Genomic DNA, 26,501 nt, shown 5'->3' with positions numbered 1-26,501 from the left:
CGCAGTTAATTGTTGTACAGCCACAGTATGAGGAATTTTTGTTTTATTTTCTCCTATGCAACAACCAAATCCCTTACATAGCTTCCCATCTTTATTAAGATCATTAATACAAATCGGAATTATACAGAATAATCTTGTAACGTCATTTTTTTTCTACCAACGGTATTCGAATGGCAACTACAGAAGTTTAAAGTTGTTTATCAATGATTTCAGATGAGTGAGCTAGGGAGATTAGGCAAGGCAAGATTAAAGTATTCTGTTCATTAATGCATCGATTAATTGATGATAAACATATTTTGTCTTTTTCAGGACTCGTCTTGTGACTGCGCCGTCTAATTGATAAATACTTCAGAAAAGTTACCAATAGAAAATGCTAGATAAAATATCCATCCAATCAATAAAGATATCAATAAAACTAGATAAAAGATAGAAACAATGATTTTCTTATACAAGTTGTTAAAAACTAATATTTTGATAAAAAAATATAATACACACAATAAAAAAACAGTAGATATGATAATTAAATAAGATATATTGATCGCTTCATTTGAAAAATTAGCAAATAGATGTTCAAATATATTTTTCATGTACAAAAAGAACATCGTAAATATTGCAAATATTAATAACTTACATGAAATATTTGACTTATTTATTAATGCGTTTTTTACATTTACTCTATTATTTTTTACACAAAAAATAATCAAGAATGCTGAAGTTATAGATATCAAATTTAAAACGACTAGCACTATAACTATTCTTACATTTAAATCGCTAGTATTAGCTCTTAAGATATTCAATACTACAAGTAATAGTGATATATGCAAAAATATAGAAATAATACTTGTTTTTTTCATATATAATTAAAGCTCTTCAGTTTCTTCCCATGTTCCGTCATGATTAAAATCAGACCATCCACATATTGACTGAAGCATTGCAACATCTATTGTTTTCAACTCATTCATAATTGTGCGATGCGTTGAAAACCATTCAGGATTAAAATTATATGAATTATGAATATTAACTTTTGTAGTGAATTTAACTACTGTTTTAGTGCATTGAATTTATTTGAGTTGAATCATAGTATACAGGTAAACGGGGTAATTTTGAAAAGTCTGTTACACATAGCGCACGCAAGGGAACAAGATGTGAAGGGAAACAAAAGCGGACTAGCGTTATTAACCAGTTCCTGTCTCTTGAACAGTGCTATTTATTACTTTCTTTATTCAGAAATTTCCTTCTTAAATTGTATTGGACCTATTTATTATATACAGTAAAAGTTCTTCTAATTGAATTTTTACAACATATTTTTTTCGATCCAAGCAAAGTAACGTCTAACCCTAATAGGAGATGATCTCTATATTTTTCAAGAAGAATTATTTCTATACTTAATGTATCTTTTTCAATAGTGACAAGATCAGTTATTGGGTATTCATGTTTTAATAATTCATTATATGTTTTTCTTTTATATTCTCTTAATATATATAAAATGCTTTTTAAATTTATAATTAATTTTCATTGATCAAAAAGGGTACGTTATTATAACTCTAGACCATCTTCCCGGAGGATTACTATTTCTATTTTTGTAACAATCCCCATAGAGTCAAATTACTTAATCTGTTGTCCATAAACCTCGCTCGTGAGACCACAATAACAATCCACTGGAATAAGGCCACAAATTAGTATGAGAGGTAGTATTTTGATTCTTAAGACGATTGATTCTCAATTCCAAGTAGCCCGGAACAAATGCCTTTTTCTATTAGACAAAAAGTCGAATTTTTTATGAACTGTCAGTATCATTTGCAGTTCCTATCATCTATATGACCTATAATACTGCCTACTACCATTTTTTTGCAAAAGATATAATCAATCAAATTGGATTTTCCATAAGGATATGGCCTAGGATACTTATATGTTAAATTTCCTGTTTCCTCGATAAATTTAATAGGATAATCGTGTTTTCCTATATTCTCCCTGATGTCTTCGGGAAGGAAATTAATATTGCAAGGTTCTTTACCGTATTTTTTCAAATAACTTTCATATGCTGATCTGGCTTTTTTATATTCGGCATACCCATCAGCATTCTCCAGTTGAAGGTAATCAAACGGCCAACATAAAAAAATCCCTAATAAAACTCCTATAATATAGTATTTTGCCGCAACAATAACTTTAATCGCATTATTCATCACAGTTTATCTTCATAAGTTACAGTGCCATTATCACAACAAGAACCACATTGACCAGCAGCACTACAACCATAAGGGGCACCTTCCCAACCAATAAATTTCCAATATTTTTTGAATAATCCTTGAGTACACACCATTCTTCCCATTCTAAAACCTGTTCCTTCTTTATTAAAACATGGCAAATAATACCATTTCTGACGAGAGCATTCTTGTTCACACTCAACATTAAACAAAACAGGAGGATCTGTTACTTGATGGACTATTGTACATTCATTGTTTAATTGATTGGCCGTAATTCAACTCCTGCTCCTGTAACTTTAGCCAAATTTATTATAGCTTGTATCCCTGCAGGCGTATCCAAAGTAGTTACAGCCATCCCCAATAAATCATTTTTACTTATGGCGTCGTTCTTAACAAACCCGTACAAATTCCAACCCCCTTCTTCAGCGATGGGATCTCTGTTGATCCACCTGCCATCAACCGGGTTGTAATAGCGGTAATTGTAATAGACCAGGGCGAGTTCCGCGTCGTTCATCTCGCTGGACCACTGCACCGGCTGGACAAGGTCTCCCGTGGAAGCCACGTGTCCATAGAGAGAGTAATCGTAAGCCGCCGCGATTGTTCCCTGCGCGTCGAACACCTCCGTCACATTCTTGTTAAAGTCAACGCCATAGCAGTACAGGGCATTATCCTGCACCAGAGCCAGAGGCCGCGTGGCCATCGGTTCCAGGGGATCCCACAACAGTGTCCGGAGCACGTTCCGGCGGTTGAGCATGTCCAGGGCCGCTAGTTGCAGGTAGCCGCGGTACAGGTAGCGTTCATGGCTGGTGACCGTTCCGTTGACGGTTACTTTCTTCATGTAGCGGCGGCCCTGGTAGTCATAGCAGCATTCTACCACCGTATTGCCGTCCCGGCTGGCACATTGTATACGTTGCGGCCTTGATGAATACCTGGTTGCCGTTGGAGTCATATTGCGGTGCGAAGGGAGTTTCCCTCCCTTCTTCAATCCGGGTGTACTGGTTGAGTTCGTTGGCCGTGTAGGCGAGTTCCTCCACGAGTTCTTCGCCGGAATTCGGAGAGAGGACGTGCAGGACATCCCCTGAGATTTCCATGAGGAAGCGCTCGTTGCCGGAATTGGAGTAGATGTAGGGGCCAGGCGGGAGTGGTCCCCGGCCTCCGCGAAGGGGGCCATGCCCCTGCGGCGGCGCAGGGAATCCATCTGGGAGGCGTTCCTGTTGACCAGGGTGGAGGCGCCGCGGTGGAAGGCGTTGAGATCGGCGCTCTGGAAGAGTTCCGGGGAGAGCTCCCCGGCATTGAAGGAAATGCGTTTCATGCCCACAGCGTGGGGGGGGCGCATCCGGCCTCAGGGGAGGGTTCGTGATGTGAAGGGGGGCTCGCCTGAGGTGAGTTTTCATACACTGATTTTTCAACAGCCAAAGAAAGTGATCGTTGATCCAGTCATACAAAAGCCAACTTTTTTGAATGATTCCTGATTCACGTTTTTTTGGCCGGGGGCAAGGCTTTCCTCTTCTGTTCTTCATTGAGTTTTTCCAAATCGAACTTGCCTTCAGCTATTTTTTCCTCCTCGTCAGCATCGTAGTATTTAAGCACTACGCGTCCCGTTCCTGATCTTAAGAATGAGACTTCTTCCTTTATTGTGCGGGCAAGATCGTCATTTTCAGAATACCCGCTCATAAGATCCCTCAATTTCAATACAACTCTTTTCTTCTCTCCAGCCTTTATTGTTTCTCTGTCCCATAAGATGAACGCATCCTCTCTTTTTCCTTCCGCATCAGCCCGGGGCCAAAGCTTCACAGCTTTTTCGAATATCCACAATTCAATTCCACAGTCCATGATTTCGCCGTTCAATTTTTTTATCATTATATCTTTTTGGCTTTCATTGACTATATCTATAATGAAAAATATATCGGGATCATGTATAACTTTGGTAGGTTCAAACCGAGCGCCTACCTCAATGTTCACTTCTGAACATAAAGCATAGGAAGCAAAGAACAAAAAAAGTAAAAAAACGTTTGCGTTCATCATGATTATTATTGTGGGCAACTCATATCTATAGGTTCAGGCTCTCCAACCAGATGTGGAGATCCAATGGAGTCAAACAGTCCCCCAGCTTCTAACCATCTGCCTCCTTCTTCATTAAAATATGTTTGATTTTCATTTGTAATCTTCTGCTGCTGTTTACTCGACCAATTTAAAAACTTGCCTTTAGCAAGGGATTGTTTTCCTTCCAACCAAGTTTTTAACTTACGTTTATAAATAGTCGCCTGGGACTTGTTCAACCCTGATTTAGAACATTTATCGGTGATTTCTTTTTCAAATATTTTGAGATAGACGTCATAGGCCTTTTGATAAACATCAACCCGTCTTTGCTCGTGTGCTCGAATTTCAACCAATCCATTAGCCGTGTACGCTCGCCCGGTTTGATCGTTGGCTACATATGAATCAACAGTAACATTAAATTTTTTTGATTTCTTTATAGAAACTTTATATGTTTTCTTTCGTTTTCCTTCCACGCATTCCTCGGAAATCTCATTTTCACCTTCAGGTTTTGGTATAGGCCGAGTGGTTTTTCCATACCAACCAACAGGCATATTACCTTGAGCTAATGAGCCTTCGGTTTGATTAGCTTTAAATTCCGATCCTAGAATGTCAATCCAACTTATAGCATTATTATTGATCATGACATAAAGATTCCATCCCCCTTCTTCGGCGACGGGATCGCGATTAATCCACCTGCCATCAGCCGGGTTGTAATAGCGGTAATTGTAATAGACCAGGGCGAGTTCTTCGTCGTTCATCTCGCTGGACCACTGCACGGGCTGGACAAGGTCTCCCGTGGAAGCAACCTGTCCATAGGGTGAGTAATCGTAAGCCGCCGCGATTGTTCCCTGCGCGTCGAACACCTCCGTCACGTTCTTGTTAAAGTCAACGCCATAGCAGTACAGGGCATTATCCTGCACCAGAGCCAGAGGCCGTGTGACCACCGGTTCCAGAGGATCCCACAACAGTGTCCGAAGCACGTTCCGGCTGTTGAGCATGTCCAGCGCAGCTATCTGCAGGTAGCCGCGGTACAGGTAGCGTTCATGGCTGGTGACCGTTCCGTTGACGGTTACTTTCTTCATGTAGCGGCGGCCCTGGTAGTCGTACCCGCATTCCACCACCGTAGCGCCGTCCCGGCTGGTGAAGCTCACCGCCCGGTTGGCCGCGTTGTAAGCGGCCGTCCAGATACCCGTTGATGTTTTGATCAGCGTCTGGTTGCCCGAGGCGTCGTACGTCGGCACAAAAGGCGTTTCCCCCCTTTCTTCAATGCGGGTGTACTGGTTGAGTTCGTTGGCTGTGTAGGCGAGTTCCTCGGCCAGTTCCTGCGCCGTCTTGCGGTTGCCGATGTTGTCGTAGCTGTAACCGTAGGGGGCGGTGCCCAGGGTAGCTGCGGTGAGTTCATTTCTGCCGTTGTAGCTGAAGCTGTCATTGCGGGCAGCTTCGGTTCCCCGCTGCCGGGTGCGGGTGACCGGGCGTCCCAATGCGTCGTAGCTCTGGGTGCACGAGACCGGCACGGTTTCTCCCAGATGGTAGTTGATGGCTGTTGCCAGGTCGCGGTGTTCTTCATAGGCAAGTTCCCTGACGATGCCGTTGGGCATCGCCAGGCTGAAGAGCAGGCTGCTTCCTGCCAGATAGCTGTAGGCGAATGTCTGTTCTTCTCCTCCGTGCATGATTCCGGCACTGGCAAGCCGCCCGTTGGCTTCATACCCCTGGCTGACTTCCTGAAGAACGGTGGTTCCCTGCTTTAAGGCGTAGCCGGAGGACCGGCCGTAGATATCGTAGTTTTCCTGGAGCTGGTAGGAGGCTCCCCCTATCGTGATGCTATCGGTGTCCGGTTCGCTGTATTGGTTGTAGGAGATGGTGCGCGTACCGGAAGCATCCGTCACCCTCATCAGCTGGTTGAGGTAGTTGTAGGCGTATTGGATGCCGGGCGTGGAGTCGCTGTAGGAGACGGAGGTGTTGACCCCCTTTTTCAGGTTGTAGCCCCAGGTGGTGACGATCCCCCGCGCGTCGGTGAGCGTTGATTTGAGGTTCAGGGCATTGTAGGTAGTGTCCTCATGGGTGCCGTCCGCGTAGGTTTTGCGGATGAGCAGGCCCGTGGCGTCATCGTAGCTCCAGGTGGTGAGGTCCCCGTCCGTGCGTCCCGTGGGATCGGTGGTGATGTCCCCCGCGTCCTCCCTGAACGTGGTGAGGCTTACCATTCTGTTGGCTTCGTCGTAGGCAAAGATCAGGGGTTGGGCGCCCGTGCCGTATTGCGCCGTCTTGCGACCCCGGACGTCGTACTTGTAATGGGCTGCATTCCCGAGGGCGTTGGTGACCACGGAAGGCTGGTCGAAATAAGGACTGTAGGCGGTGGAAGTCGTGTTGCCCGCCGCGTCCGTCACCGAGGCGGTGCGCCCCGCAATATCGGTCTTCGTCGTGGTCGTGTTGCCCCGGCCGTCGGTTTGGGTATAGACGATGCCGGTTTCCGCATAGGTGCGGGTTTGGCTGGTTACGATGCCTGCGTAGTCGGTCTGCGCGGTGGTGAAGCCGTCGATAACCGTGGCTGTAGCCGTGATGCTGGAGGTGGGAATGTTGCTTTTCTGCGTCCGCAGAGCGCCCGCGCCGTATTCGCTCCACTGCGTGGATATATTTCCTCTGGGGTCGATGGAAATGACCTTGCTTTCCAGCGTGGGCGAGAGGGAGGAGAGAAGCGTTTTTTGCGTCTCGTCATAGGTCGTGCCCTGGCCGTTGTTGCTGGTTGCCGTGACGACACGGTACACGCCATCTTCTGCCTGCTCCACGCCGTAGCTCCACGCGGTGATGCGCGAGTTGGATACGGTGGCCGGATCGGCAAGCTTCCAGGTTTCTTTCGTTCTGTTGCCGAAGGCATCGTATTCCCACAGGGTCGGGGCCATCGTTGTGGCCGCGGTTTCCGCATCCGTCTGTGTTTTGGTGAGCTGTCCCTTGGCGTTGTAGGTGTTTCTCGTGTACATGAACCCGCCGACGGTGTTGGGGACGCCCGTGCGCAGGGTTTCCCCGGCTCCGTTGACGATCATTCTTTGCAGCTCGATTTCCGTCTCACCACAGATGGCTTTCGTGAAGGTCCGAACGCCGTCATTGGCCAAGTCAATGGAATGGATGACATGACGCTGTCCCGTGCCGGATTCTTCCAGGACCGTTCCGTCCGGGGCGCTGCGCGTGATGAATGTGGCTCCGGAGGGGATGGTACGCGTGGTCGTCAAACCGTCCTGGCTGTAGGCGTAGGTGGTGACCCGGCCCAGGACGTCCGTGGTGGAGATTGTTCTTCCAAGAAGATCATATGCCGTGCTTTCCTGCGTAGTCATCGCTCCCGTGTCCGTGCGTGTTTGCAGCACACGCCCCTGGGCGTCCCTCGTGTAGGTGGTGATGGTTTCCGGCGTGACGACGGTTTCCCCGTCCGTCACGCCGGAGCGGGTTGTTTCCATCAATTGTCTTGCCGTGTCGTAGGCGTAGTCCGTTCTGACGCCGTCTTCATCAATACCCCACAGCAGGCGCCCGTCGCACATCAATTCGCGCTGCGTCACCCGGCCGTTGCCAGCCGTCTTTTTCACCCACCGGTTCTGCGTGTCAAATTCGTAAGAGGCGCTGTCTGTGATGGCCCATTCCCCGCTGCTGAGCAGAACGTGGCTTTCCTCCCTGACGCGCTGCCCTTCCGCCGTGATCCAGGTAATGGTGCGCGTGCTCTGTCCCGGCACGGTTTCCCCGTTGAGGCGCGTTTCAACCGTTTCCGTGTAGAGGGCACCGTGTTCCGTCGTGGCCGCGTAGTCGTGCCACGTTTGCACGCCGTTGAGGTCCCGGGTCATCCGGGTGCGTCCGCGGGCGTAGACATCGGGCGCGCCGGCCAGCCATTGTTCCGTGGCCGTCAGGTGCGTGCCCGTCACACCTGACCCCGTGACCCTCTTTTCCGTCCTCTTGACGTGGTTGGCCGTCGTGTATTTCCAGGCGGTGGACGCCAGCGTTTTGATGTGCCCTTCCAGTGGAAGCAGGTCTACCGTTTCCGTGGCGGGTTCGTCGTTGAAGTCGGCTTCTCCCGAATAGGCATAGGTGTAGCGCGTGATGCGCCTGCCGCTTTCCGCCCACGGTTCGTCGCGGGTAAGCAGCCGGCCGTAGAGGTCATACGCGTAATGAATTTGGCTGCCGTCGGGAGCCGTTTCCGTCTTGAGCCGTCCGCACTGGTCGTAGGCGTATTGCGTGGTTTGCGCCTCCGGACTTTGGTAGCCTTCCACCCGGGTGAGCAGCAGGTCGCCTACGTCCGTCGTTTGATAGATGGAGCAGGTGCGCGCCGCCATGATGCCCCCTTTGGAGATTTCCGTCACCAGCTGCCAGACCGAGTCTTCCGGTTCCACCTCCGTGCGCGTGCGGGTGGTTGTAATCGCCTCTTCTCCCGTCCCCCTCCGCATGTTCCACGCCAGGCCGTTTTTCCACCAGGTGACGGCATAGGGCTGCCTGGCCGGCGTCTGCTCCGTGATGGTGAATTGGCCGTCCGTGGAAAGGGAGAGGGCAAACGTTTTGAAGGGAACGCCTGTAACGCTATAAAATCCCTGTTCGTCCGTTCCGGTGATTTGCCCCGGCGTGTAGAGCGCGATGAGGTAGCCCGCGGCCGTGACGTTTTCCACGTTGAGCAGGCCGTCCCACAGGTTCCAGATTTGCCTGAGGGAGCCGTCCTGGGCATGCCTGACGTCCAGATAAGTGGCGACATTGGAGATGACCTGCCTGTCGGCCGTGGTGTAGGTGAGGAGCGTTCCTGTTTCCGCCGAGAAGAGGTAGGCGCTGCCATCCATGACGGTCCATTGCAGGCAGGATTGCCCCTCCACCGTGGCCAGAGCCGCGCGCCCTCCGCCCGACGTGTCCACCCCGATGGGCAGCACGGACCCGTCCGTGTAGCAGCGCATCGCAATCACCCGGTCTCCCTGCACCAGATTGAACCGCACTCCGGGCACAATGCCCCCTTCGGGCACGTCCAGACGGCTGTTCAAGGGATGGTTGTAGGCCAGAGACACCGGGTTTTCCAGGCCGGAGATGTTTTCCTCAGCCCTCAGTTCCAACCGCCCCGCAGGAAGATTTCCCAGCCCCCTGAATGCCCCAAAGTTGCACGACCAGTACATCAGCGTAGCCGTGCTTTCCGCCGTCACGCTGCACCCTGCCGAGGAGTAGTTCCCCAGTGTGCTGCTTTTCACACCCGCCGCAGAGCCCGACCGGGCCAGCGACGGGGAGGGCGGCGTTCCGCCGCTATTGTCGCACGTGTCTCCCTCGCACGGGCACTTCTCAGGTTCCTCCTTGCCGCCCGGCTCCGTCGGAACCACGTCGATGCTGTAGTTGCAGATGGAGACGTTGTCTTTTTCAGGCTTGTAGTCGATGTTGGTCTGGTTGACTTCCCAGCTGTAGGAACCGGAAGGCAGCTGCGCCCCGCCGGTGCCCGTGTGGTATTTGTGGCCGCCCTTGTCTCCCGCCTCCTGCGAGTTTTCCTTCAGGTCCACCTGCGCCACCACCTTGCCGCCGGAGTCCTTCACCTCCAGACTGCCCCAGTCGTCCACCCCCAGGAAGAGAGAACAGGTGCCGTAGAGCTTTTTGCCATCGGCTCCTTCCGGGATGGTGAAGGTGCCGTAGGTGTTGTACCCGTCCGCCGAGGTGCTGGGAGGACCTACTTTGTGGTTGTCTTTTTCGTGGATTGGTTCAAACGGCAGCGGATCGGGCTCCGAAGCGGTGCGCATGCCCCGCAGCATGGGTTTGGCCGTAGAGCCGAAGTACCATTTGCGATAAGCAGGAATGGAAGAAGACTTGCTGCCAGGAGTAGCAGCTGGAGTGTTCATAAGGTATTAAGGTGTTGGGATTGATGAACGAAATGAGAGGAAGGCTGTCCTCCATGATCATTTCCCCAGTAGCATATGTCCGCATCTCATGTCAATGTAATTATCCCGAATTTTCCATATTTACGTTATGAAATCATGGGAATTTATTATGGATAAACTACACTACTATTTTTAACATCAATTTGTTTGTATCATAGACATTAATATTTTCTATCTGTTAGAGAAAAGTTTCTGATAGAAGACCATTTTTTCCTGCCTCCTGTCACATTCCTGTAAAAAACTACGAAGTCTACAGGAATTACGAGAAGTCTTTCTGCTTTCCAGTTCTTCCGCCAGCTATTTGTAATTCTGGCAATGACTCCTTTTCTCATGCGGTTTCCGCTACTGCAGCAAAAATGGTGGTGCTAAAGTGGTGCAACTTTTCTTGCGTTTTGGTGCGTTTTTACACGTTTTTAACGATTTTTGAGCAAGGCTACAGAATAAAAGAAAAACTATATAATCTATTAACTTAGATAGATTTACTGGAGCGGATTGGCCGGCCTATTGTTCCTGCATGGCTGCCGGCGCCTTGCCGCGCGTTACCAGGAAGACACCCGTGAAGACCAGCAGGACGGAGAGCGTTTTCAGCCAGCCGAATTGGTCCATGCCCCACAGGACGGCCACGGAGGAAGCGATGACCGGCTGGCAGTAGTTGTACATGCTCACTGCGGTGGGCTTGAGACGCTGCTGTGCGAAGGAGAGGCAGATATAGCTGACGAAGGTGGCCAGCACGACCACATAGGCGATGCCCGTCCACGTCTGGAGGGACAGGCTGGAGTAGGGAACGGAGGAGACTTCCCGGAAAGTGAAGGGCAGGCACGCGCATACGGCGTATGTGAACATCCATTTCATCAGCGTGACAGGGGAGTATTTGCCGATCAGCCTTTTGAAGAACACGAAGTAAACGGCCACACTGCATTGGGATGCCAGGCAGAGGATGTCCCCCAGCAGGTTGTTGTCTCCTGGTGCGGCCGGAGTGTGGCTGCCCCCGGTAATCAGCAGGACGGCCCCGACGGCGCTGGCGCATACGCCCGCCGCCTTCCGCCCCGTGATCATTTCCCGGAGTACGAAGGCCGCCAGAATCATGGTCAGGATGGGGGTGATGGTCGTGATGATGGCGGCATCCGCCGGGGAGGTGAAACCCACGCCTACGGTAAAGGCCATCTGGTTGAAGATGATTCCGAACAGGGAGGCGTAAAACAACTTCAGACGGTCGCGGGGGTCGATTTTTTCCCGGGGCACGAAACAGGAAGCCAGCCAGAATAGCACGGCGGCGCCCAGCAGCCGGAATGTAGCCAGGGAGGCGGAGCTTACTTCCCCTCCCTGCATGACCAGTTTGCTGACCGGGGACATCAGACCCCAGATGACGGCGGCCGCAGCCATGGCGGTGTGTCCCTTCAAGGTTCCGGATTCCATCTTGGCGTCCTGTGTTTACGGAGGCGGCATTGTCCGCTTCCGGGGAAGGAATGCAAGAGTTTTTACCGTATTTCCTGCGGTGTGCCTATTCCCTGAATGTAGTGCGGAGAATGCCGCAGGGGGGATGCGGCGTTCCCGTTTTCCGGAGTTACGGCTTCGGCATGGAAATGCTGATCTTGTGTTCCCGGCTGTTGCCGCGGAGTTCCGGAGCGTACATGGCTTCCAGAACGGCGGGGAGGGCGCTGAACCTGCCCGGGCGTTCGGCGCGGAGGCGGTGGCTGATCTGGTATTCGCCCATCGGCAGGGAGGAGAGGAAGACGCGTATTTCCTCGTCGCCTATTTCCTTGTAGCCGGAGACGGTGCCCATCCAGGCGTATCCGCTGACGGTGTCCCGGGATTCGCAGCCAGCCGGCTTCGGGTCACTCAGCATCAGGTATTCCACGTCGTTTTTCGTTTTTACGCTCATCACCACTTCAATGATGTCTCCGCTGGCGATGATGTCCCCGTCTTTCAGCAGCGTGCGACGGGTCTGGTCGCGGCCGCGGGAGACGAGTTCTCCGGCGTCCGTCTGCGTGTCTTTCACGGAGTCTTCCTTTACCGTTTCTTTTTCCATGCGGTAGTAGGAACGTTCCACGGTGACGGCGTTTCCTGCGGCGGGGATGGGGTCTTCCAGGGAGAAGTAGCTGAGCGTGGAGCCGGCATAGATGCTGCCGTTCCCCTTTTTCCTGCGGATGGTGATGCGGTGCTGGCCGTCCGTCAGGTTCTTGCCGCTCATGCTCCATTCGTTGTCGAAGGTGAAGAGGGTTTCCTTGGTACTGGAAACGGTTTTCACCGGAACGCCGTCATAGAGAATTTCCGCCTCCATGTCTTCCATGCCTTCCCGGGTCTGGAAGAGGTAGGCGGACAGGGCTTCCAGGCAGTCCGCCGTATCCTTCGTGGAATTCCAGTAGGAGCCGTTGGCGCGGTTGTTGAGCAGCCATTTGGCCAGGCGGGACGTGACGGGGTTTTTGGGATCGCTCTTGGCCATCAGTTTCAGGTAAGCCGCCTGGGTGGCTACATTGCTGCCGTACCAGCGCCACCAGTAGCCCTGGTTGGGGAGGCGGAGCCATGCGGTTTGCAGGGAGTCGTCCTGTTGAAGGAATTGGGAGATGACGGGCATTATTTCCTTGAAGTCGTCCATGCGGTGGGCGTCCAGCAGAATTTCCGCAAGCTGGATCTGGCTGATGACCGGCAGTTCCAGCCTGTCGCGGAACAGGTAGCGTTCCATTTGGAGGTTCCGGACGCCGTTTTCCGCAAGCACGGAATAAATCAGCACGTCTGACGCGGAGGCCGTCAGACGGTAGTCTCCCAGTTCCCGGATAGCCTTTTGCGTTGCCGGGCCGTCAGGCTGTTTTTCCAGTTTCCGGTAGGCGTCCCCCTTGACGAGCAGGGCCAGCTGCCTGTTCTGGTGGCCGGTCAGCCATGACACGGCGCGGAGCAGCATATTCCCCGGTAGCTTGACCGTGCTTCCGGCAATCTTGAGGCCGTGGACGACGTGGGCGGTCATCACCGGGTCTCCCCGGTCCGCTCCGCCGAACCATCCCCAGGAGCCATCGGAAAGCTGTTTTTCCCGGAGGTCGCGAATGCCCTTTTCTGCCATGGCCTTCAGTTTACGTTCGCTGTATACGGGATTGCGTTCCAGACGTTCCATGATTTTGTCGTAAAACGCCTTGTCCCGTATGGCCTGCGGGTTCAGGTTGCGGTGGCTTTCCAGCGCCTGGCCGGGGTCCAGACCAAGCTGCTTGAGCGTGTCCGTTACGATGACGGCGGGCAGGAAGCGGTTGAGCGTCTGCTCCACACAGCCGTAGGGGTATTCCGCCAGATAGGGCAGGGCTTCCACCATGCTCAGGGCGATGCTGGGGGAGACCTTGACGACGAGCCGGCTTTCCTCCCTGCGCCTTTGCTGCGGAAGGTTGATGGTGAGCTGCCGTTCCTGGTCCCCACGCAGCAGGACGGTACTGTCCGCGTGCAATTGCTTCATGCCGTGCACCAGCACAGGGAAGTCCATCTGCATGGCGTCTCCCAGGGAGCCTGCGGCCGCTTCCATGGCTACGGTGGCGGTTCCCTCCCTGATGGCCGTGGTCCACCAGTTCACGGTCACCTGCCCCTGGGCGGGGACGGTCACTTTCCTGGAGGCGGCGTTGTCCGTTCCGGCGCCCAATCCGTTCAGGGCGGGAGAGTTGCCGGGCATCAGGCTCAGGCAGCCGTTTTTCAGGGTGATGGAGATGCGGGCCAGCACGTCCTTGTCCGTCCGGTTGCGGACGATGGCGCTGAGCATGACGATGTCCTTTTCCACAAAGAAGCGGGGAGCCTGCAAGCTGACCATGAAGTTCTTCGTGGTCAGGAATTCCGCGGAAGCCTGCCCTACCTGCAGAGCGGAGGTGACCACCCAGGCGGCCGCCTTCCACGTGGTGAGGTTGTCCGGCATGTCCACCGGGACGGCAACCATGCCTTCTTCGTCCGTTTTGAGTGTGCCGCACCACTTGATGCTGTCCGCAAAATTGGTGCGCAGCTGAATCGCGGGGGAGGCGCCCTGCCGTTCATCCTCTACTTCTTCTTCTCCAAAGGCATCCGCCATTTCTGCGTCACGCATTGATTGCATGACCGGCGTTGGCGGTGTTTGAGGAAATGACATGCCCTTTGACAGCATGCCGTTTGCCGATCTTTTACTTATGGCAAAATCTCCCGTTCTGCTCCCTCCCCTCCCAATTCCACCAGCGAAATCTCCGAATGGCATGGAGAGGTCCGGTTCGGCGAGAGGTTCGAAATAGGGCTGGTCCGGCCCGTTTTCCATTTCCGTCCCTTTGTCCTGCATGGCGCTGATGTTGAGGAAACGGGTCCCATTCAACCCCCCCCACGTGGTTTCGGCGATGTTGGAGACGTTGGGCCGGGCAATGTATTCCAGCGCCTTGTCATAAACTGCCAGAGTCACAATGCCGTTCTTCACTGGGCTTCCGTCCGGTCCCTTGACCTGTACGGTCATGCGGCCCTTTTCGCCCGGCTGGTACCGGGGCCTGGACGGAGAGACGGCAGGCTCCAGCATCTGGCTGGCCGGCGGCAGCAGCAATTCCGCGGATGCCTGGTGCAGCTCCCCGTTCCGTACGGTGAAGGCGTTGACGCCCATGTTGGGCATGTCTTCCCGGGTCAGGGGACATTCCACCAGGGCCGTCTGCCTGTCCAGCGCGACCAGGCGGCGGGATTCGTTTTTCCATGAATTGCGCAGGAAGGTCCAGACGTGGGCGTCCGGATAGTCGGACGCAATGAGCAGGCTGGCGGTTTCTCCGGGAGCGTACTCGTTTTTGTCCGGAGTGATGGACAGGGGATTTATTTTAAAGGGATGGTGTTCTCCCGTGCCATAGGAAAGAAACTGGCGGGAGCTTTCTACCTTGCCACCCTGGCTGTCCTCCAGCGTTGTTTGCAGGAGGTACAGGCCGGAATCCCCTGTCTGGAAGGTGAGGGAAGCCGAGCCTTCCTCATTGGTTACCACGTCCCATTCCGCCAGGGACTGCCGGCTGGAGTCCGCATGGACGCGGTACAATATCGACTTTCCTTTCGCTTTCCCGATCTTGACGCCGTCCGCCGTGGCTGCCGTGATGGTGGCCCGGACCGGCACTCCCGCAGGGGCGTATCCCCGGCTCAGGGAGGTGAAGATATTGAACGGGCGGCAGGTGGCGATCACCTGGCCGGAAGCGGAGACTTCCCTCAGGGAGGCATCCGTGACGCTGACGGAAATACGGTAGGTGATGTCCTGGGAGGCAAAGTCCCTGGCGTCCTGTTCCGTGGAGAGTTCCACGGTGGCCTTGCCTTCCTTGTCCAGGGGAATGGTTTTTTCCAGCACCGTTAGGGGAGGGTCGGACGTGAAACAGGTATAGTAGGGGCTGGATTTCCTGGAATACAGCCAGCTCCATTTCCAGTACGGGGTCCATACTTCCGCTCCCAGAGTACGGGTGATGGTGATGGTGGCCTTTCCTTCGCTCACCGGGCCACCCGCATAATAGTCCGCCTGGACGGAAACGGGGATGGGCTGTCCCAGCCTGAGGGGTTTATCAGGGGCGTCCATCTTGACGGTGAATTCCGGTTTTTTGTATTCTTCCATCCGGAACAGGGGGGCATACAGAATGCGATCCGCCTCTCTGAAATCCAGTGTTGCCCTGTACTGGCCCAAAGGCGCTCCGTGGGGGATGAACAATTCCAGGTCAAAGCCGCCCGTGGCGTCCGTAGTAACTGTTTGTTCCGGGAAAATTCCCTTGTCGCCGATGGGACTGAGGATCGTCAGCGTCAATTTTTTTCCGGCACAGTCTTTTGTACCGGGATTGGCGAAATCCGGACGGAACAGGACCCCTCTGAACCGGGCCGTTTGGCCCGGCCGGTAAACGGGCTGGCTTTCCAGGAAGAAACAGCCATAGGAGCTGGAAACCTTGTTGTTCAGGGACATTCGGGATTCGCCGGAGTACCATTCCTTCCTCCCTCCTGTTACGACGTAGCTGTCTCCATGTGTAGCGATGCCCAGGAGATTATAGTAGGTGGGAGAATTGCTGTCGTTCGGAGGCAGTGTTTCTACCAGAACGCCGTTTTTATCCGTGGTTCCCTTCACTTGTTTTGTTTGAAGCGTTTTGTTTTCTCTGTAGCGCACCAGGCTGATTTTGCCGCCTTCCACGGGAACTCCCGTTTTGGCTTGCGCCAGGAACCAGAGATTGCCTTCCGGAATGGAACGGCGGATCAGCACCAGGTCGGACAGAGAGAGGAGGCGGTGGAAACGGTAGCCGTTGTTCAGCGTGACGGTCAGGAGGTACCATCCCGGCTGACTGACAGGTACGGATAGCTGGGCGATCCGGTCCAGATGCTGATTCCCGGGTTCCAGGCTGATGCTTTCCCCCTTGATTTCCTTCCCCAGGTAACGGGCGGCCGATTTGTCATTCAACAGATTGGAAAGAAGGGTATCAAACCCGGAATATTTTTTTTCATAGTTTTTCCCCAGTTTTTTTGAGGCAAGAAGGGTGTTTATGCGCTCCTCCTGCCACAGCCTGACATTGACGGGACGTGCCGTGATAGAGGCGCTGGCGGCGTTCCTGTAAATGAACGCCATGGAGACGGGCTCTCCGGAAAGCAGCGTTCTTTCGTCCTCCTCAAATGCTCCGTTAGGTTCCGTAATGGAGGCAAGTTCCTCCTGAAGAGAGTCGGTAGTGTCATCCGTATATTCTACAGTCTCTTCTGCATCTGATTCCGGCGGTTTGGCACCGCCGCGTTCATGGTGCGCCTGAAGCATGTCCTTGTAAGTTTGCAGTGTCTTTTTCAGAACATCGGCGGCTGCCGGGCGCTGGTTGCGCACCAGAAATTCTCCACTGATGATTTTTGCGGCATCCAGATAGGGTTCCGCAGGATAGGGGGAAGGGGTCACCCGGGATGCAATCCGGATGAAGTCGTAATCCGGCGGCAGCGTGATGAGCATGAATTGGCCCTTGTCCGTCCGGTCCGTTCTGACGACAGTCTGGTCCGTTTTCAAATCCGCAGGGTTGATGCCCTCCACCGATCCCGCATTGCCGGGACCGTACACGAATTCCTGATACGGAGCCGTATTCGCATAGGAAAGAAGATTGCGGCACCAGGATGCCGTAAACAGGCTGACCTCGTTTTCCAATTCCGGGTCCGCCCGGACGGCGGCGTCCAGCAGCCAGCGTACGCGTTCGCCGTCATTCCTAGCTGCGCTCCAGGAAGAGGAAGCGTGGTAGAAGACGATTTCCGTTTTTCCCGTGGCTGGGTTCACGACAACGGGCAGCGTGGAAACGTTGCGGAATTCGGGGGCTTCCTGGTTGGAAACGTAACCCGGGAGCTTTTCAAGCCCGGTCAGGTTGCCCAGGGCCGCATAAGTCTGGAATGCGGAGAAAGGCTGGTAATAACCATAATTCTTCAAGAGTGCCTTCGCCATCATGAACCGTGCAAGGCCGAGCAGTTTCATGTCCTTGTTCCGTTCCGCGATGTCCATTGCCTTCAAAAGGCAGCGCAGAGCTTCCACTTTGTCCCTTTTTTGTCCGGAATATTCGCCCTGCCAGGGGCGGCTGACGCGGATGTACTTGCCGTCCGCCAGTTTGAAGGTGTGGCTGGCCGTTTGATATAGTTCGGCGGCGGCCATCAGGAACCATGGGTTTTCTCCATGGCGTTTCATTTGTTCCTGAAGAATGGTGTCCAGATTCGTAGAATCATTCAGGCCGTTCAAATTTTGGAGGGCGCGGTAGTAAAGGGCCAGATCCTTTCCGCTGTATTGGTCGTCGTATTCGTTAAGCTGTTTCAGGGCCTGTTCCGCGGCCTGCTTGAAGAGCCTTTTATCCAGAAGTTTGTCCATGTCCTTGATGGACTGCTCCCGTTGCTCCGGAGCGGAGGCAGGAACGGCTGCCGTACACGGCGCTCCGGAAAACAGAAAAGCCGCCGCCAGAAGAAGAGCGGAAAAGATTTTGTTCATTCCACCACATTACTTCACAAAGGAAGTTTGGCAAGTTACAAGTAGGTTACAAAATGAGGAATGTCAATACGAGGGGGCGGCAAATGGGAGAGAGCTTGCGAAAAACAGCCCGGTCAATATGCAGGTTTGTTTCATTTCAAATGATCCATGATTGTTTGCATGCCTTGGAAGACATATGTTCCATCTTCCCTTCTTTCAAGCAAGCCCCGGTTTTTCAATACTGCCGTCAAAACGTTCGCAATGCGGATGGGTCCACTGGCTTCCCGGCGGCGCATGACTTGATCTGCTGCCTTGTCCTGTTCATTCTGAAGCGGATACGGGGACATTTCCTTTTTCTCCAGATTGCGGAGGGCCGCGGCACAGATACCCAATTCCTTTTGAACGCGGGGAATGTCGTTTTCCGTGCGGAGGGAATACAAAATACGGTTACGCCGATTTTGCTGAATCATTTTTTCCTTCCAGTAATTCTGAAGTTTCGGAGACATGGAGACTTCTTCCGGAACAATAGCCGGCGGCGCAATTTGAAGAGATTTTCCCAATTCGGGAGTCATTAGGCCCTGGGCCGTGATGGATGAAACAAGCTCTATTCCGAACAGGACGAACCGGGATTGGAGATAGGAGGCATATGTTTCCAATAAAGGGTCTCCGGCAGGATTGTAGCCTGCCGTCATAGCCTGCTGTTTGTCCACGTAAAGCTGGAGTTCAGCATTCATCCTGGCATTCAGCATCTGCAGTTTTGGCAGTGCATTTTTCAACCGGCCGGCAGCGTTGCTGGAATTTTCCAGGCTGTCAATGGAAAGAAAGATATCCACTATTTCTTCAATGCATTGAGCCTGTTCCTGAAAAGAGGGCAGAACCTGAGGCAATTCGTTTTGTAGAATATCACGATGCCGGGCCCTTGCCTGGACTCTTGGGAAGTGTTTATTGTTTGACGACGGGAGAGAACCTTTTTCTGAGCTGGACTGCCTTTGCAATTCTTCGCTGTTCCCTTCTTTTGGGGAATGGGGAGATAAATCTCCGAGTGAAGAGCACGGAGAAACGAGAATGGCGCCTAAAATGGCTGACAGTTGACACGTTTTCATCATGAATTGTATATAAATGCAATAAGAGAACAATATCAATCGACTACCATCCTGCAAAGAATAGGGCGGTTCCATTGAAAGAAGAAGATGATTTCCCCTTTTCCTGTGTATTCGGGAATAGGGCAATCAGTTCCCGCCATTGCGGCAGGCCAGCCGGTAGATGTTGCGGACATCCTCCGCATCCAGCCTTTCCAGCCCCCCGATGGGGCCGCGTACGCTGATGGCCTGTTCCGCCATCAGCGGAAAATCTTCAGGCCGGATTCCGAGTTCCTCCATGGACGTGGGCAGCCCCAGTTCCCTGTAAAAGCTTTCCAGTCTGGCAATGCCTTCCCGGATGATGGCTTCCGGCTCCCGGCAGGAGCCTTCCACGCGCATCACGTGGAGGGAAAATTGAAGGAACATGTCCCGGTGCCGGGGGGAAACGTACTTCATCCATGCGGGCGTGACGACGGCCAGGCCCGCGCCGTGGTCCACATGGTACAGGGCGCTGAGTTCATGTTCCATGGCATGGCAGGCCCAGTCCTGCTCCCGGCCCACGCCCAGCAGGTTGTTGTGGGCGATGTTGCCGGAGAAGGCTATTTCCGCCCAGGCATCGTAATCATTCAAGTTCCCGTTCAAGATGCGGGCGTTTCTCATGATGGTGCGCAGGGTGGCCTCGCACAGGCCGTCGGAAAGATCCGTATGGAGGGTCCGGGTGAAATAGCGCTCGAAAATGTGGCTCATCATGTCGCTTACGCCGTTGGCCATCTGGCGGTGGGGCAGGGTGAAGAACAGCTCCGGATTGATGATGCTGAACACAGGCCGCAGTGTGGGAGCTCCGTAGCCCAGCTTCCTCCTGGTCTCTTCATTCGTGATGACCGTATTCGGACTGCTCTCGCTGCCGGCGGCGGGAATGGTCAGCACCGTGGCGACGGGCAGCGGCTCAAAGTCCGGCTGTTTTTTGGAAAGGTACAGGTCCCAGACGTCTCCGCTGTAAGGAACGCCCAGGGCGATTGCCTTGGCGGAATCAATCACGCTGCCTCCTCCCACAGCCAGCACCAGGCCCAGGCCGTGTTCCCGGCACAGGCGGATGCCTTCATACACCAGGGGCAGCGTGGGATTGGGCTGAACGCCGCCAAGTTCCTCATATTCCACGCCTGCGCCTTTCAAGGATGCCGTAATGGCGTCGTGCAGTCCGGAGCGCCTGATGCTGCCGCCTCCGTAATGGAGCAGGATTTTTTTGCCGAACGGTTTCAGGAGCCCGCCTGCTTCATGCTGGGTTCCTTTTCCGAAAATGAGCGTCGTCTTGTTGTCGTAAATGAAATTGAGCATGGCGAAACAGGGGGATGATAAACCAACGCTACGTCTCTTCCATTCCCGGCTCAAGGCTTTTGTTCGCCCCGTGCCGTTGCGGATGTGGCATCCGTCTTTTTTGCCGGAAGATGTTTTCCCAAATACCGTTCCAGTTCCCTTCTGTCCTTCCGGAGCTGTTCCAGTTCTTCGGAACCTTCCTGAAGATAGTCCATTCTTACCCACCTCCGGAACCGGTAAACATCCGTCAGAATGCCTGATATTCCGGGTGCAAGGGAATCAGGATCATCATCCAGTCCTTGTCCGGGGCCTTCCTCCGGGTTTTCCTGAATCAGCCCCTCCTTCCCCAGATCCGTACGGAAAAGCATGTCCGGGAAGGTCTCCTGGAGTTTTTTCCCGCTCCTGGACCGGGCAAGCAGGCGGAGATAGGTTTTCAACTCCTTTTCCGCGGCAGGTTCCAGCTTTAAAAAGAAACGCTGAACCCTCATTCCTTCACCGTTCCACCACAACTCATAAGGCGACATGGACGGGGGATTGTCCATCCGGCTGAAATCGTGCATGCGGTAAAAGGGCAGTCCGAGTTCTGTGGTGGCTACATGCAAAAAGCCCTGGTGGATAAATGCGCCGCAGCATGGTCCTTCCGGATAAACGTGCATCCAGGCCGCGGTGTCCTCTGGAGTATTGGGAAACAGGTCTTTCCACACCGGATTCCTTGAGAGGGGAAGAGCCAAGCATTCTTTGATGGTATCTTCCTTCAGGCGCTTGCCATGGCGCAAAGGGGGATTTTTCCCTTCCCATAACTCGTATCCATCGTCCGGAAAGGGAGGGAAGAAATTGGTCATCAACTCTGAAACGGATATTCCATGCGGCGGTGCTTTTTTCATTTCAGCAGCAGTGCTGCGGGCATCAGCACACAGTTTCATCAGCATGCGCTGCGTACCGGGCGTGAAATCATCCATGCTTGCCGCATCAAAAAGAATGCGGAAAATGTGGAACATCTGGCGTTTCAGAGGGAGTGTGCGGCGGGAAAACTGCAATTCCGTCGCCACCAGCCCTGGAGTCGCAGAATAATAGCAGCATCCCTGGTCGCAGCTTTCAAAAACTTCCACAGGCAGGTCAAGGACGGCAGTTTCCAGGCATTCCTTCCAGGTCGTTTTAAGTTCCTGCGCCAGAGCGGGCGGCAGGGCGGCAACGCCGCGGAGGACGTAATTCCTGCTGTATTCCTGCTGGAGCCGACGTGCGATATCATCATACATGCGGGCTTCCACCAGATCGAGATATGGATGAAACCAGGATGGGAAAGTTTCATTGGGGAAACAGGCCGGAAGATGGTCTCTGAGGATAGTAACCCACCTGCCTTTCCACAAGGGAGCGCTGTTGACGTAATATGGAATGTTGGTTCCTTGCGCCGTCGCAGCCCAGTAGAGTTCATTCCCCCGGAGCGCAATGGAGGATTCCGGCTCCTGGAAGACGGAATATGTGGCGGCCAGTTCATAATCTGAAGCGGCTTCCGGCAGAAGCGTGTGCAAAAAGGGAAGGGGGATGCGTTTGCTTTCCCAATAGAGGTGGTAGGGATAGTATTTTAAATTTTCCAGTTTTGCTCCCGTCTGGTCGGGAGTGAAGGGAGGATGGTAGGTGGCGCGTATGGCGGCGCGCGCATCGGGGAAAGTGGCATAGCCACAGGCACAGCATCCCGTGAAAGAGTACAGAAGAGACAGAAAACAGGCAGCGGAGAGAAACCTCATGAAAACCAAACTAGAAAAATAACCGTTCAAAATCAAGGTTCATGGCGCAATCGTGCCGCTTTTTGCTTGAGCCCCGGAATTTTCCCGTTTATTGTCCTGCACGGACAATGTCCGGTCCCCGTAGTTCAATGGATAGAACGGGTCTCTCCTAAAGACTAGATGCAGGTTCGATTCCTGCCGGGGACGCCACTTGTAAAGCTCTATAAGTTGAAAGATTATAGGGCTTTTCTTTTGTTCTGGAACCTTGCTTGAAAATCGCTTAAAGCATGGGAAAGGTCGCCAGAACGTAAGAAAACGGCACCACTTTAGCGCTACTATTTTTGTTACAGTGGCTGGAAACACGATGAGAAGGGGATCTACTGCCGGGAATTATCACCAAGAAAGAGGTTGACCAGAGTAGGGCACGCGGTAAAGAAGCAATTTTGCGCAGAACGGCAAGCCTGCCGTTACCCGAAAGTAAGCCGTTCAATCGCCTATCGCAACAAGCAGGCAAGGAATGAGAAAAAAGTGAGGAAAGCCAACTGATGGTCAAAGTCAGTCAGGAAAAAGTCACATGAGGAATGGAAAGAAGAATATAAGGAAGAAAGACCGCATAGTGCATGCGCCGGACTTCCTCCGGCATTATACGCTAGACAAATACACCATAAACTATTACCAATCCTCAGAATTCTCTCATTTGAACCGACTCCATTTGGGGGTATAAACTAGTTTCTGATTCTTTTATTATCGTGACTGTGATCATGAAGAAGAAACATATTAGAAAGATATTCCTTTATATACTTTTATTTTTTATACTCATTTTGTCATTATTCATGTATACAGGCCAACCTGATCATGGAGGAAGCAAAGAATGTTACCGTTTGACTGGTATTTACATGGATCATTATCAAGGAACTTTTGTTCCGGAATTTTCCGTTCCTCATTTCTATTCTAGATTTAAATTTAATTTAAAAAAAACCGATTTTTTCGTATTAAAAAAGGATATAGAAAGCCGCTACAGATGTGTCTGGGGAAACAGTCCCGGAGAGATATTTTTCCCCGGAATGGAAATACAAAAAGATGGTGATCTTATTACATCGTTTGAACGAGGAGAAAATAATGCTATTGTCTGGCTTTGCTATAATCCGGAAGAAAAGTATTTATACATTGGTTGGTTTCCCCATTGACATTAAAAATTTTTTAGGTAATAACATTATTTCCTGATTTGATGGATCAGGATTAGAGATTGAATGCTCAAAACAAAATTTGAAAAATATAAAGATTTTTCTTTTTCTCATAGAGTTACGCATTCTGTCTAGAAATATCAATATAATTTCCAGAAGTTCTTAAATATATCATGAAGAAGTCCGTAAATGCTTTAGTATACAACACTGAAGTATTGAAAAATGCACTCCTGTCTTCCCATTATTTGGTATTATAAATAATATTTATTTGAATAAAACATCTTGAAAAAATGAAAGCCCTTGTAATTATATTAATGATATCCACTATGCTTGCTGTTAAAGCGAATGCAGAAATAAGTCAATTAGAAGAAACCTGTGGCAAGTGCGAAAAAGATAATAAATATGATCTTTGGATGAGGAGCTTTTGGAAAAAGAACTGCCTTCTTTTTCTATTTACCAAAGTTGATTTTCTTAACATGAATTTAATAAAAAATTCATCCATAAGAGAACAATGCTATAACGATTTAATGAAAATATTTATCGAATATGATAATATTCTTAAAAAATCTGAACAGAAAGGATTGTTTCAGTCAGTTCTTAAAAATAACTCAGATATATATGCTTACTTTTTAATAAATGAGGGATGGAATAATGTTTTGCAAGTATATATGTCTAAAATATTTAAAGGACTGAGGTTTCCAAAATTTGATATTAAAAGTAAGCCATCTTTTAATATTAACGCCGATAATCAAGATAAATACATGTTTTTTAAGAAAAATTCCTTGTCAGAATTTTATAAAATACACAGTCTCTTATCATATATTGAAAATTCTAAAGTTGCTGATTCCCATCATGCGTTACTGTTAGCAATATGTTTTACCATATGGCTGGAAAAACAGCATTTATCACATCAAGGCTTTGATGGGTGGGAGAATGAATATTTTCGTTATGTCAAAGAAAATAAAGGCCAGTGGAGAAAATCTTTCGAAAAATATTATGATTATGATTCATTTGCATTTCCTGAGTCTTATGGTAAAGAAAACGGGAATAAATCTAACGATCAAAGAGAAATGTCTAAAAAATATATTTCCTCTCAAGAATATAAAATATTGATATCCAGTTTTTTTGATTTCTGTGGTGAAATATAGAAGGTTATGATGAATAAAAGGGAATCCGGCATTTATTTTTTCCACCTTTTATACGAGAAACAATTTATATTCCTTCAGTCCTGAAAAAAATCATGAAATTTTTCATATTGTTATCCATTTTTTTCTAGTTTCTTCCCCATTTGTATTCGCTCAGGAAGAAGTTAAAAAAAATTCTTCTGATATTATCTGTGAAATTCGAGTTCCGAATTGCATGGTTGATGTTATCCAGAACATTATTACGAACAGACTGACCTTTCTGAGCTATATTGAGTTGCAGAGTCATGTGTCAGCCGAACAATCCGAACAAAAAAGCATTTTGCAATGGACCGGGAAAAACATAAAGTTGAAAACTTTATTGCCCGGAGAATCCATGATACACAATGCGAGTATTTCTATCGTTTTAGAAAATGAAAAAACATCGTGTTCCATGCTATTTCCATTTTTTGCAACAAATGAAATTCCGGATTTGTCTTTCATTAATCAGAAACCTATTCTTATTTTAGAGAATGATATTAAAAAAATAGGTTATCAAACTATTAAAAATAAACCTGGGCAAGTCAATTTGAATATTACCTTCTCTGAATCAGGGAAGCGCAAGATGAATGAACTAAATGATAATTACAAGGAACAATCCATAAATTACATAGTGGCAATTTTATCGAGCGGTTATCAACATAAATATACCTATTACTTTAAGTGTACAGAAAGCATTTCATTTACTGTTCCTTACATGGATGCATTACTCATGCTGGCCTATTGCAAATATCCCATTCCAACTCACCGGTGTGAGCCGACTTTTTTGTTGCCTCAAAAATTTGAGTCAGGGGTCCGTCTTCGGAATCTAAGAAAAATTGATTATTATTGAACGGAATTACATGCTTTAATTTTGTTCCGGCAATCAACTTTTAAATGCGGACAATTGACTTGACTGGGATCGGTCGCCGCGATGACATCCAGTCGGAAACAGTGTGAACAGTGGCCCCGCATTGTTCATCTTGCAGGATATGGAGGTGTTTTGAACGGAATGAAAAATGAGAAGGAATAACCATCTCATACGATACAGAGAAAATTAAACTCATCATGAGGCATGCCATCTATAGGGCTAATTGGAAAAGGTTCCGGAAGTTTTACAGGATGCAATGGCTGCCGGAGGCCATTTGTCTTCCGGAAAGGATTGATCTTTTTTCTTGCCTGTTTTTAGCTGTTTGTTAGATTGCGCCTCGTTCTCTCCCATGAAGGCGCTGTGTGCATGTGTTTTTTCCTGCATGGCGGTGGAAGCCGGCTGTCCTGCTCCAGCGGCAGCGCTGCTGAGCCATCCGCGCCTGGAGTTGCGCGGCATGGATGTGCGTCCCGCCTTGCGTTTTTCCCTGCGGCCGCCCGTGATGATGCTAAAACTGCTGTGCCGTTATGAAGATCAGCTTGGAGCGCCCGTTTATTACGAACAGAATCCGGAAGATGTCACCTGTACGGATTCCAACGGAAACGTGCTGAAGATTTCCCATATTTGTTCGGAGTCGGAAAAGAGCCAGCGGCCTTTTCATGGAGATCCCGTCAGGATTTTCATGCGTTCTCCGGCTCCGGATTCCTCTGCCGAGTGGGTGCGCCTGCGGGGAAACCTGCTCTGCGCCTTTGGAGAAGAAACCGCGGAATTGGGGCCGGTGACGTTTTTTCTGGACAAAGAAGAAGCGAAAATTCGGGTCCCGCTGCCGGATTCTTCCGGAAAAGAGGTGACGCTTTCCTTGAAAAAATACCCGGAGGCCTGGGGACTGAAGGTGGAGGGGGATATGGACTTCCACTTCAGGGCGTTCCTTGTCAAGGACGATAAGGGGATGGCGCTGCCGGAATATGCATGGAGACAGGGAAACAGCTTTTTTCCTAGCTCTGGACGGGAAAGCAGCAAGAGCAGATTTTGGGAGACAGGGTACCTCGTGCCGGAGAAGATCCGTTCCTTGAAGGTGACAGTGTCCTATTGGAACAAGGTGACTTTGCGGCAGGTTCCCCTGGATTTAAGAATCGGAGCGGGAGGCATGATAGCTCCGTAACCCAT

At 50.9% G+C, this 26,501-nt stretch carries 16 protein-coding genes and 1 tRNA gene; 6 read left to right on the top strand and 11 right to left on the bottom strand.

From position 1 onward, the window contains the following. Window positions 1–1,793 precede the first annotated feature (1,793 nt). Genes V3C20_RS01010 through V3C20_RS00995 form a run of 4 tightly spaced genes read right to left on the bottom strand, consistent with a single transcriptional unit; the run spans window position 1,794 to window position 3,295 of the window. On the bottom strand, window positions 1,794–2,183 hold the full coding sequence (locus V3C20_RS01010) for a hypothetical protein (protein WP_130082909.1): 390 nt from the start codon (window positions 2,181–2,183) through the stop codon (window positions 1,794–1,796). Further along, window positions 2,183–2,416, bottom strand: a complete 234-nt coding sequence (locus V3C20_RS01005; RefSeq protein WP_330935409.1) for a hypothetical protein — start codon at window positions 2,414–2,416, stop codon at window positions 2,183–2,185. The genes V3C20_RS01010 and V3C20_RS01005 overlap by 1 nt, the downstream gene beginning before the upstream one ends. A gap of 44 nt (window positions 2,417–2,460) precedes the next feature. After that, on the bottom strand, window positions 2,461–3,042 hold the full coding sequence (locus V3C20_RS01000; RefSeq protein ID WP_330935408.1) for an RHS repeat-associated core domain-containing protein: 582 nt from the start codon (window positions 3,040–3,042) through the stop codon (window positions 2,461–2,463). A gap of 19 nt (window positions 3,043–3,061) precedes the next feature. Further along, on the bottom strand, window positions 3,062–3,295 hold the full coding sequence (locus V3C20_RS00995; protein WP_149877190.1) for a hypothetical protein: 234 nt from the start codon (window positions 3,293–3,295) through the stop codon (window positions 3,062–3,064). Window positions 3,296–3,345: 50 nt separating this feature from the next. Here V3C20_RS00995 and V3C20_RS00990 point away from each other — a divergent pair, with 50 nt between their 5' ends. Continuing rightward, window positions 3,346–3,564: a hypothetical protein gene (locus tag V3C20_RS00990; RefSeq protein ID WP_330935407.1), complete on the top strand. Its 219-nt coding sequence runs from the start codon at window positions 3,346–3,348 to the stop codon at window positions 3,562–3,564. A gap of 113 nt (window positions 3,565–3,677) precedes the next feature. Here the strand turns inward: V3C20_RS00990 and V3C20_RS00985 are convergent, their stop codons facing one another. From V3C20_RS00985 to V3C20_RS00955, 7 genes are all read right to left on the bottom strand, one after another. Then, window positions 3,678–4,229 carry a hypothetical protein gene (locus V3C20_RS00985; RefSeq protein WP_130082905.1) on the bottom strand — a complete coding sequence of 184 codons (552 nt, stop codon included), beginning with the start codon at window positions 4,227–4,229 and terminating at the stop codon, window positions 3,678–3,680. A gap of 5 nt (window positions 4,230–4,234) precedes the next feature. Next, the gene (locus V3C20_RS00980) at window positions 4,235–10,075 is read right to left on the bottom strand and encodes an RHS repeat-associated core domain-containing protein (protein ID WP_240042128.1); all 5,841 of its coding nucleotides are present in this window, start codon (window positions 10,073–10,075) and stop codon (window positions 4,235–4,237) included. Window positions 10,076–10,615: 540 nt separating this feature from the next. Further along, entirely contained in the window at window positions 10,616–11,530 is a 915-nt protein-coding gene (locus tag V3C20_RS00975) for a DMT family transporter (protein ID WP_130083353.1), read from the bottom strand. Window positions 11,531–11,678: 148 nt separating this feature from the next. Continuing rightward, a complete protein-coding gene (locus V3C20_RS00970) occupies window positions 11,679–18,026 on the bottom strand; it encodes an MG2 domain-containing protein (RefSeq protein ID WP_130083354.1) in 6,348 nt (2,115 codons plus the stop codon). A gap of 131 nt (window positions 18,027–18,157) precedes the next feature. Then, window positions 18,158–19,183 carry a hypothetical protein gene (locus tag V3C20_RS00965; RefSeq protein ID WP_130083355.1) on the bottom strand — a complete coding sequence of 342 codons (1,026 nt, stop codon included), beginning with the start codon at window positions 19,181–19,183 and terminating at the stop codon, window positions 18,158–18,160. Between the two features lie 51 nt (window positions 19,184–19,234). Further along, window positions 19,235–20,419 carry an iron-containing alcohol dehydrogenase gene (locus tag V3C20_RS00960; protein ID WP_130083356.1) on the bottom strand — a complete coding sequence of 395 codons (1,185 nt, stop codon included), beginning with the start codon at window positions 20,417–20,419 and terminating at the stop codon, window positions 19,235–19,237. 50 nt (window positions 20,420–20,469) lie between these two features. After that, window positions 20,470–22,143: a hypothetical protein gene (locus V3C20_RS00955; protein WP_130083357.1), complete on the bottom strand. Its 1,674-nt coding sequence runs from the start codon at window positions 22,141–22,143 to the stop codon at window positions 20,470–20,472. 114 nt (window positions 22,144–22,257) lie between these two features. On the opposite strand from V3C20_RS00955, the gene V3C20_RS00950 reads away from it, so the two are divergent. The 5 genes from V3C20_RS00950 to V3C20_RS00930 all read left to right on the top strand — a co-directional run bounded on the left by V3C20_RS00950 (window position 22,258) and on the right by V3C20_RS00930 (window position 26,496). Further along, window positions 22,258–22,332: transfer RNA gene (locus V3C20_RS00950), tRNA-Arg, on the top strand. Between the two features lie 551 nt (window positions 22,333–22,883). Next, complete coding sequence (locus V3C20_RS00945) at window positions 22,884–23,309, top strand: hypothetical protein (protein WP_130083358.1); 426 nt, start codon at window positions 22,884–22,886, stop codon at window positions 23,307–23,309. 287 nt (window positions 23,310–23,596) lie between these two features. Next, window positions 23,597–24,454: a hypothetical protein gene (locus V3C20_RS00940; protein WP_130083359.1), complete on the top strand. Its 858-nt coding sequence runs from the start codon at window positions 23,597–23,599 to the stop codon at window positions 24,452–24,454. Between the two features lie 211 nt (window positions 24,455–24,665). Then, window positions 24,666–25,319, top strand: a complete 654-nt coding sequence (locus tag V3C20_RS00935) for a hypothetical protein (protein ID WP_130083360.1) — start codon at window positions 24,666–24,668, stop codon at window positions 25,317–25,319. 367 nt (window positions 25,320–25,686) lie between these two features. After that, window positions 25,687–26,496: a hypothetical protein gene (locus tag V3C20_RS00930; RefSeq protein ID WP_161983221.1), complete on the top strand. Its 810-nt coding sequence runs from the start codon at window positions 25,687–25,689 to the stop codon at window positions 26,494–26,496. Window positions 26,497–26,501 lie beyond the last annotated feature (5 nt).

The organism is Akkermansia sp. RCC_12PD (genome assembly GCF_036417355.1).
Classification (GTDB): domain Bacteria; phylum Verrucomicrobiota; class Verrucomicrobiia; order Verrucomicrobiales; family Akkermansiaceae; genus Akkermansia.
Note: the sequence above shows the minus strand (reverse complement) of the source record. Positions and strands in the feature narration are given on the sequence as shown.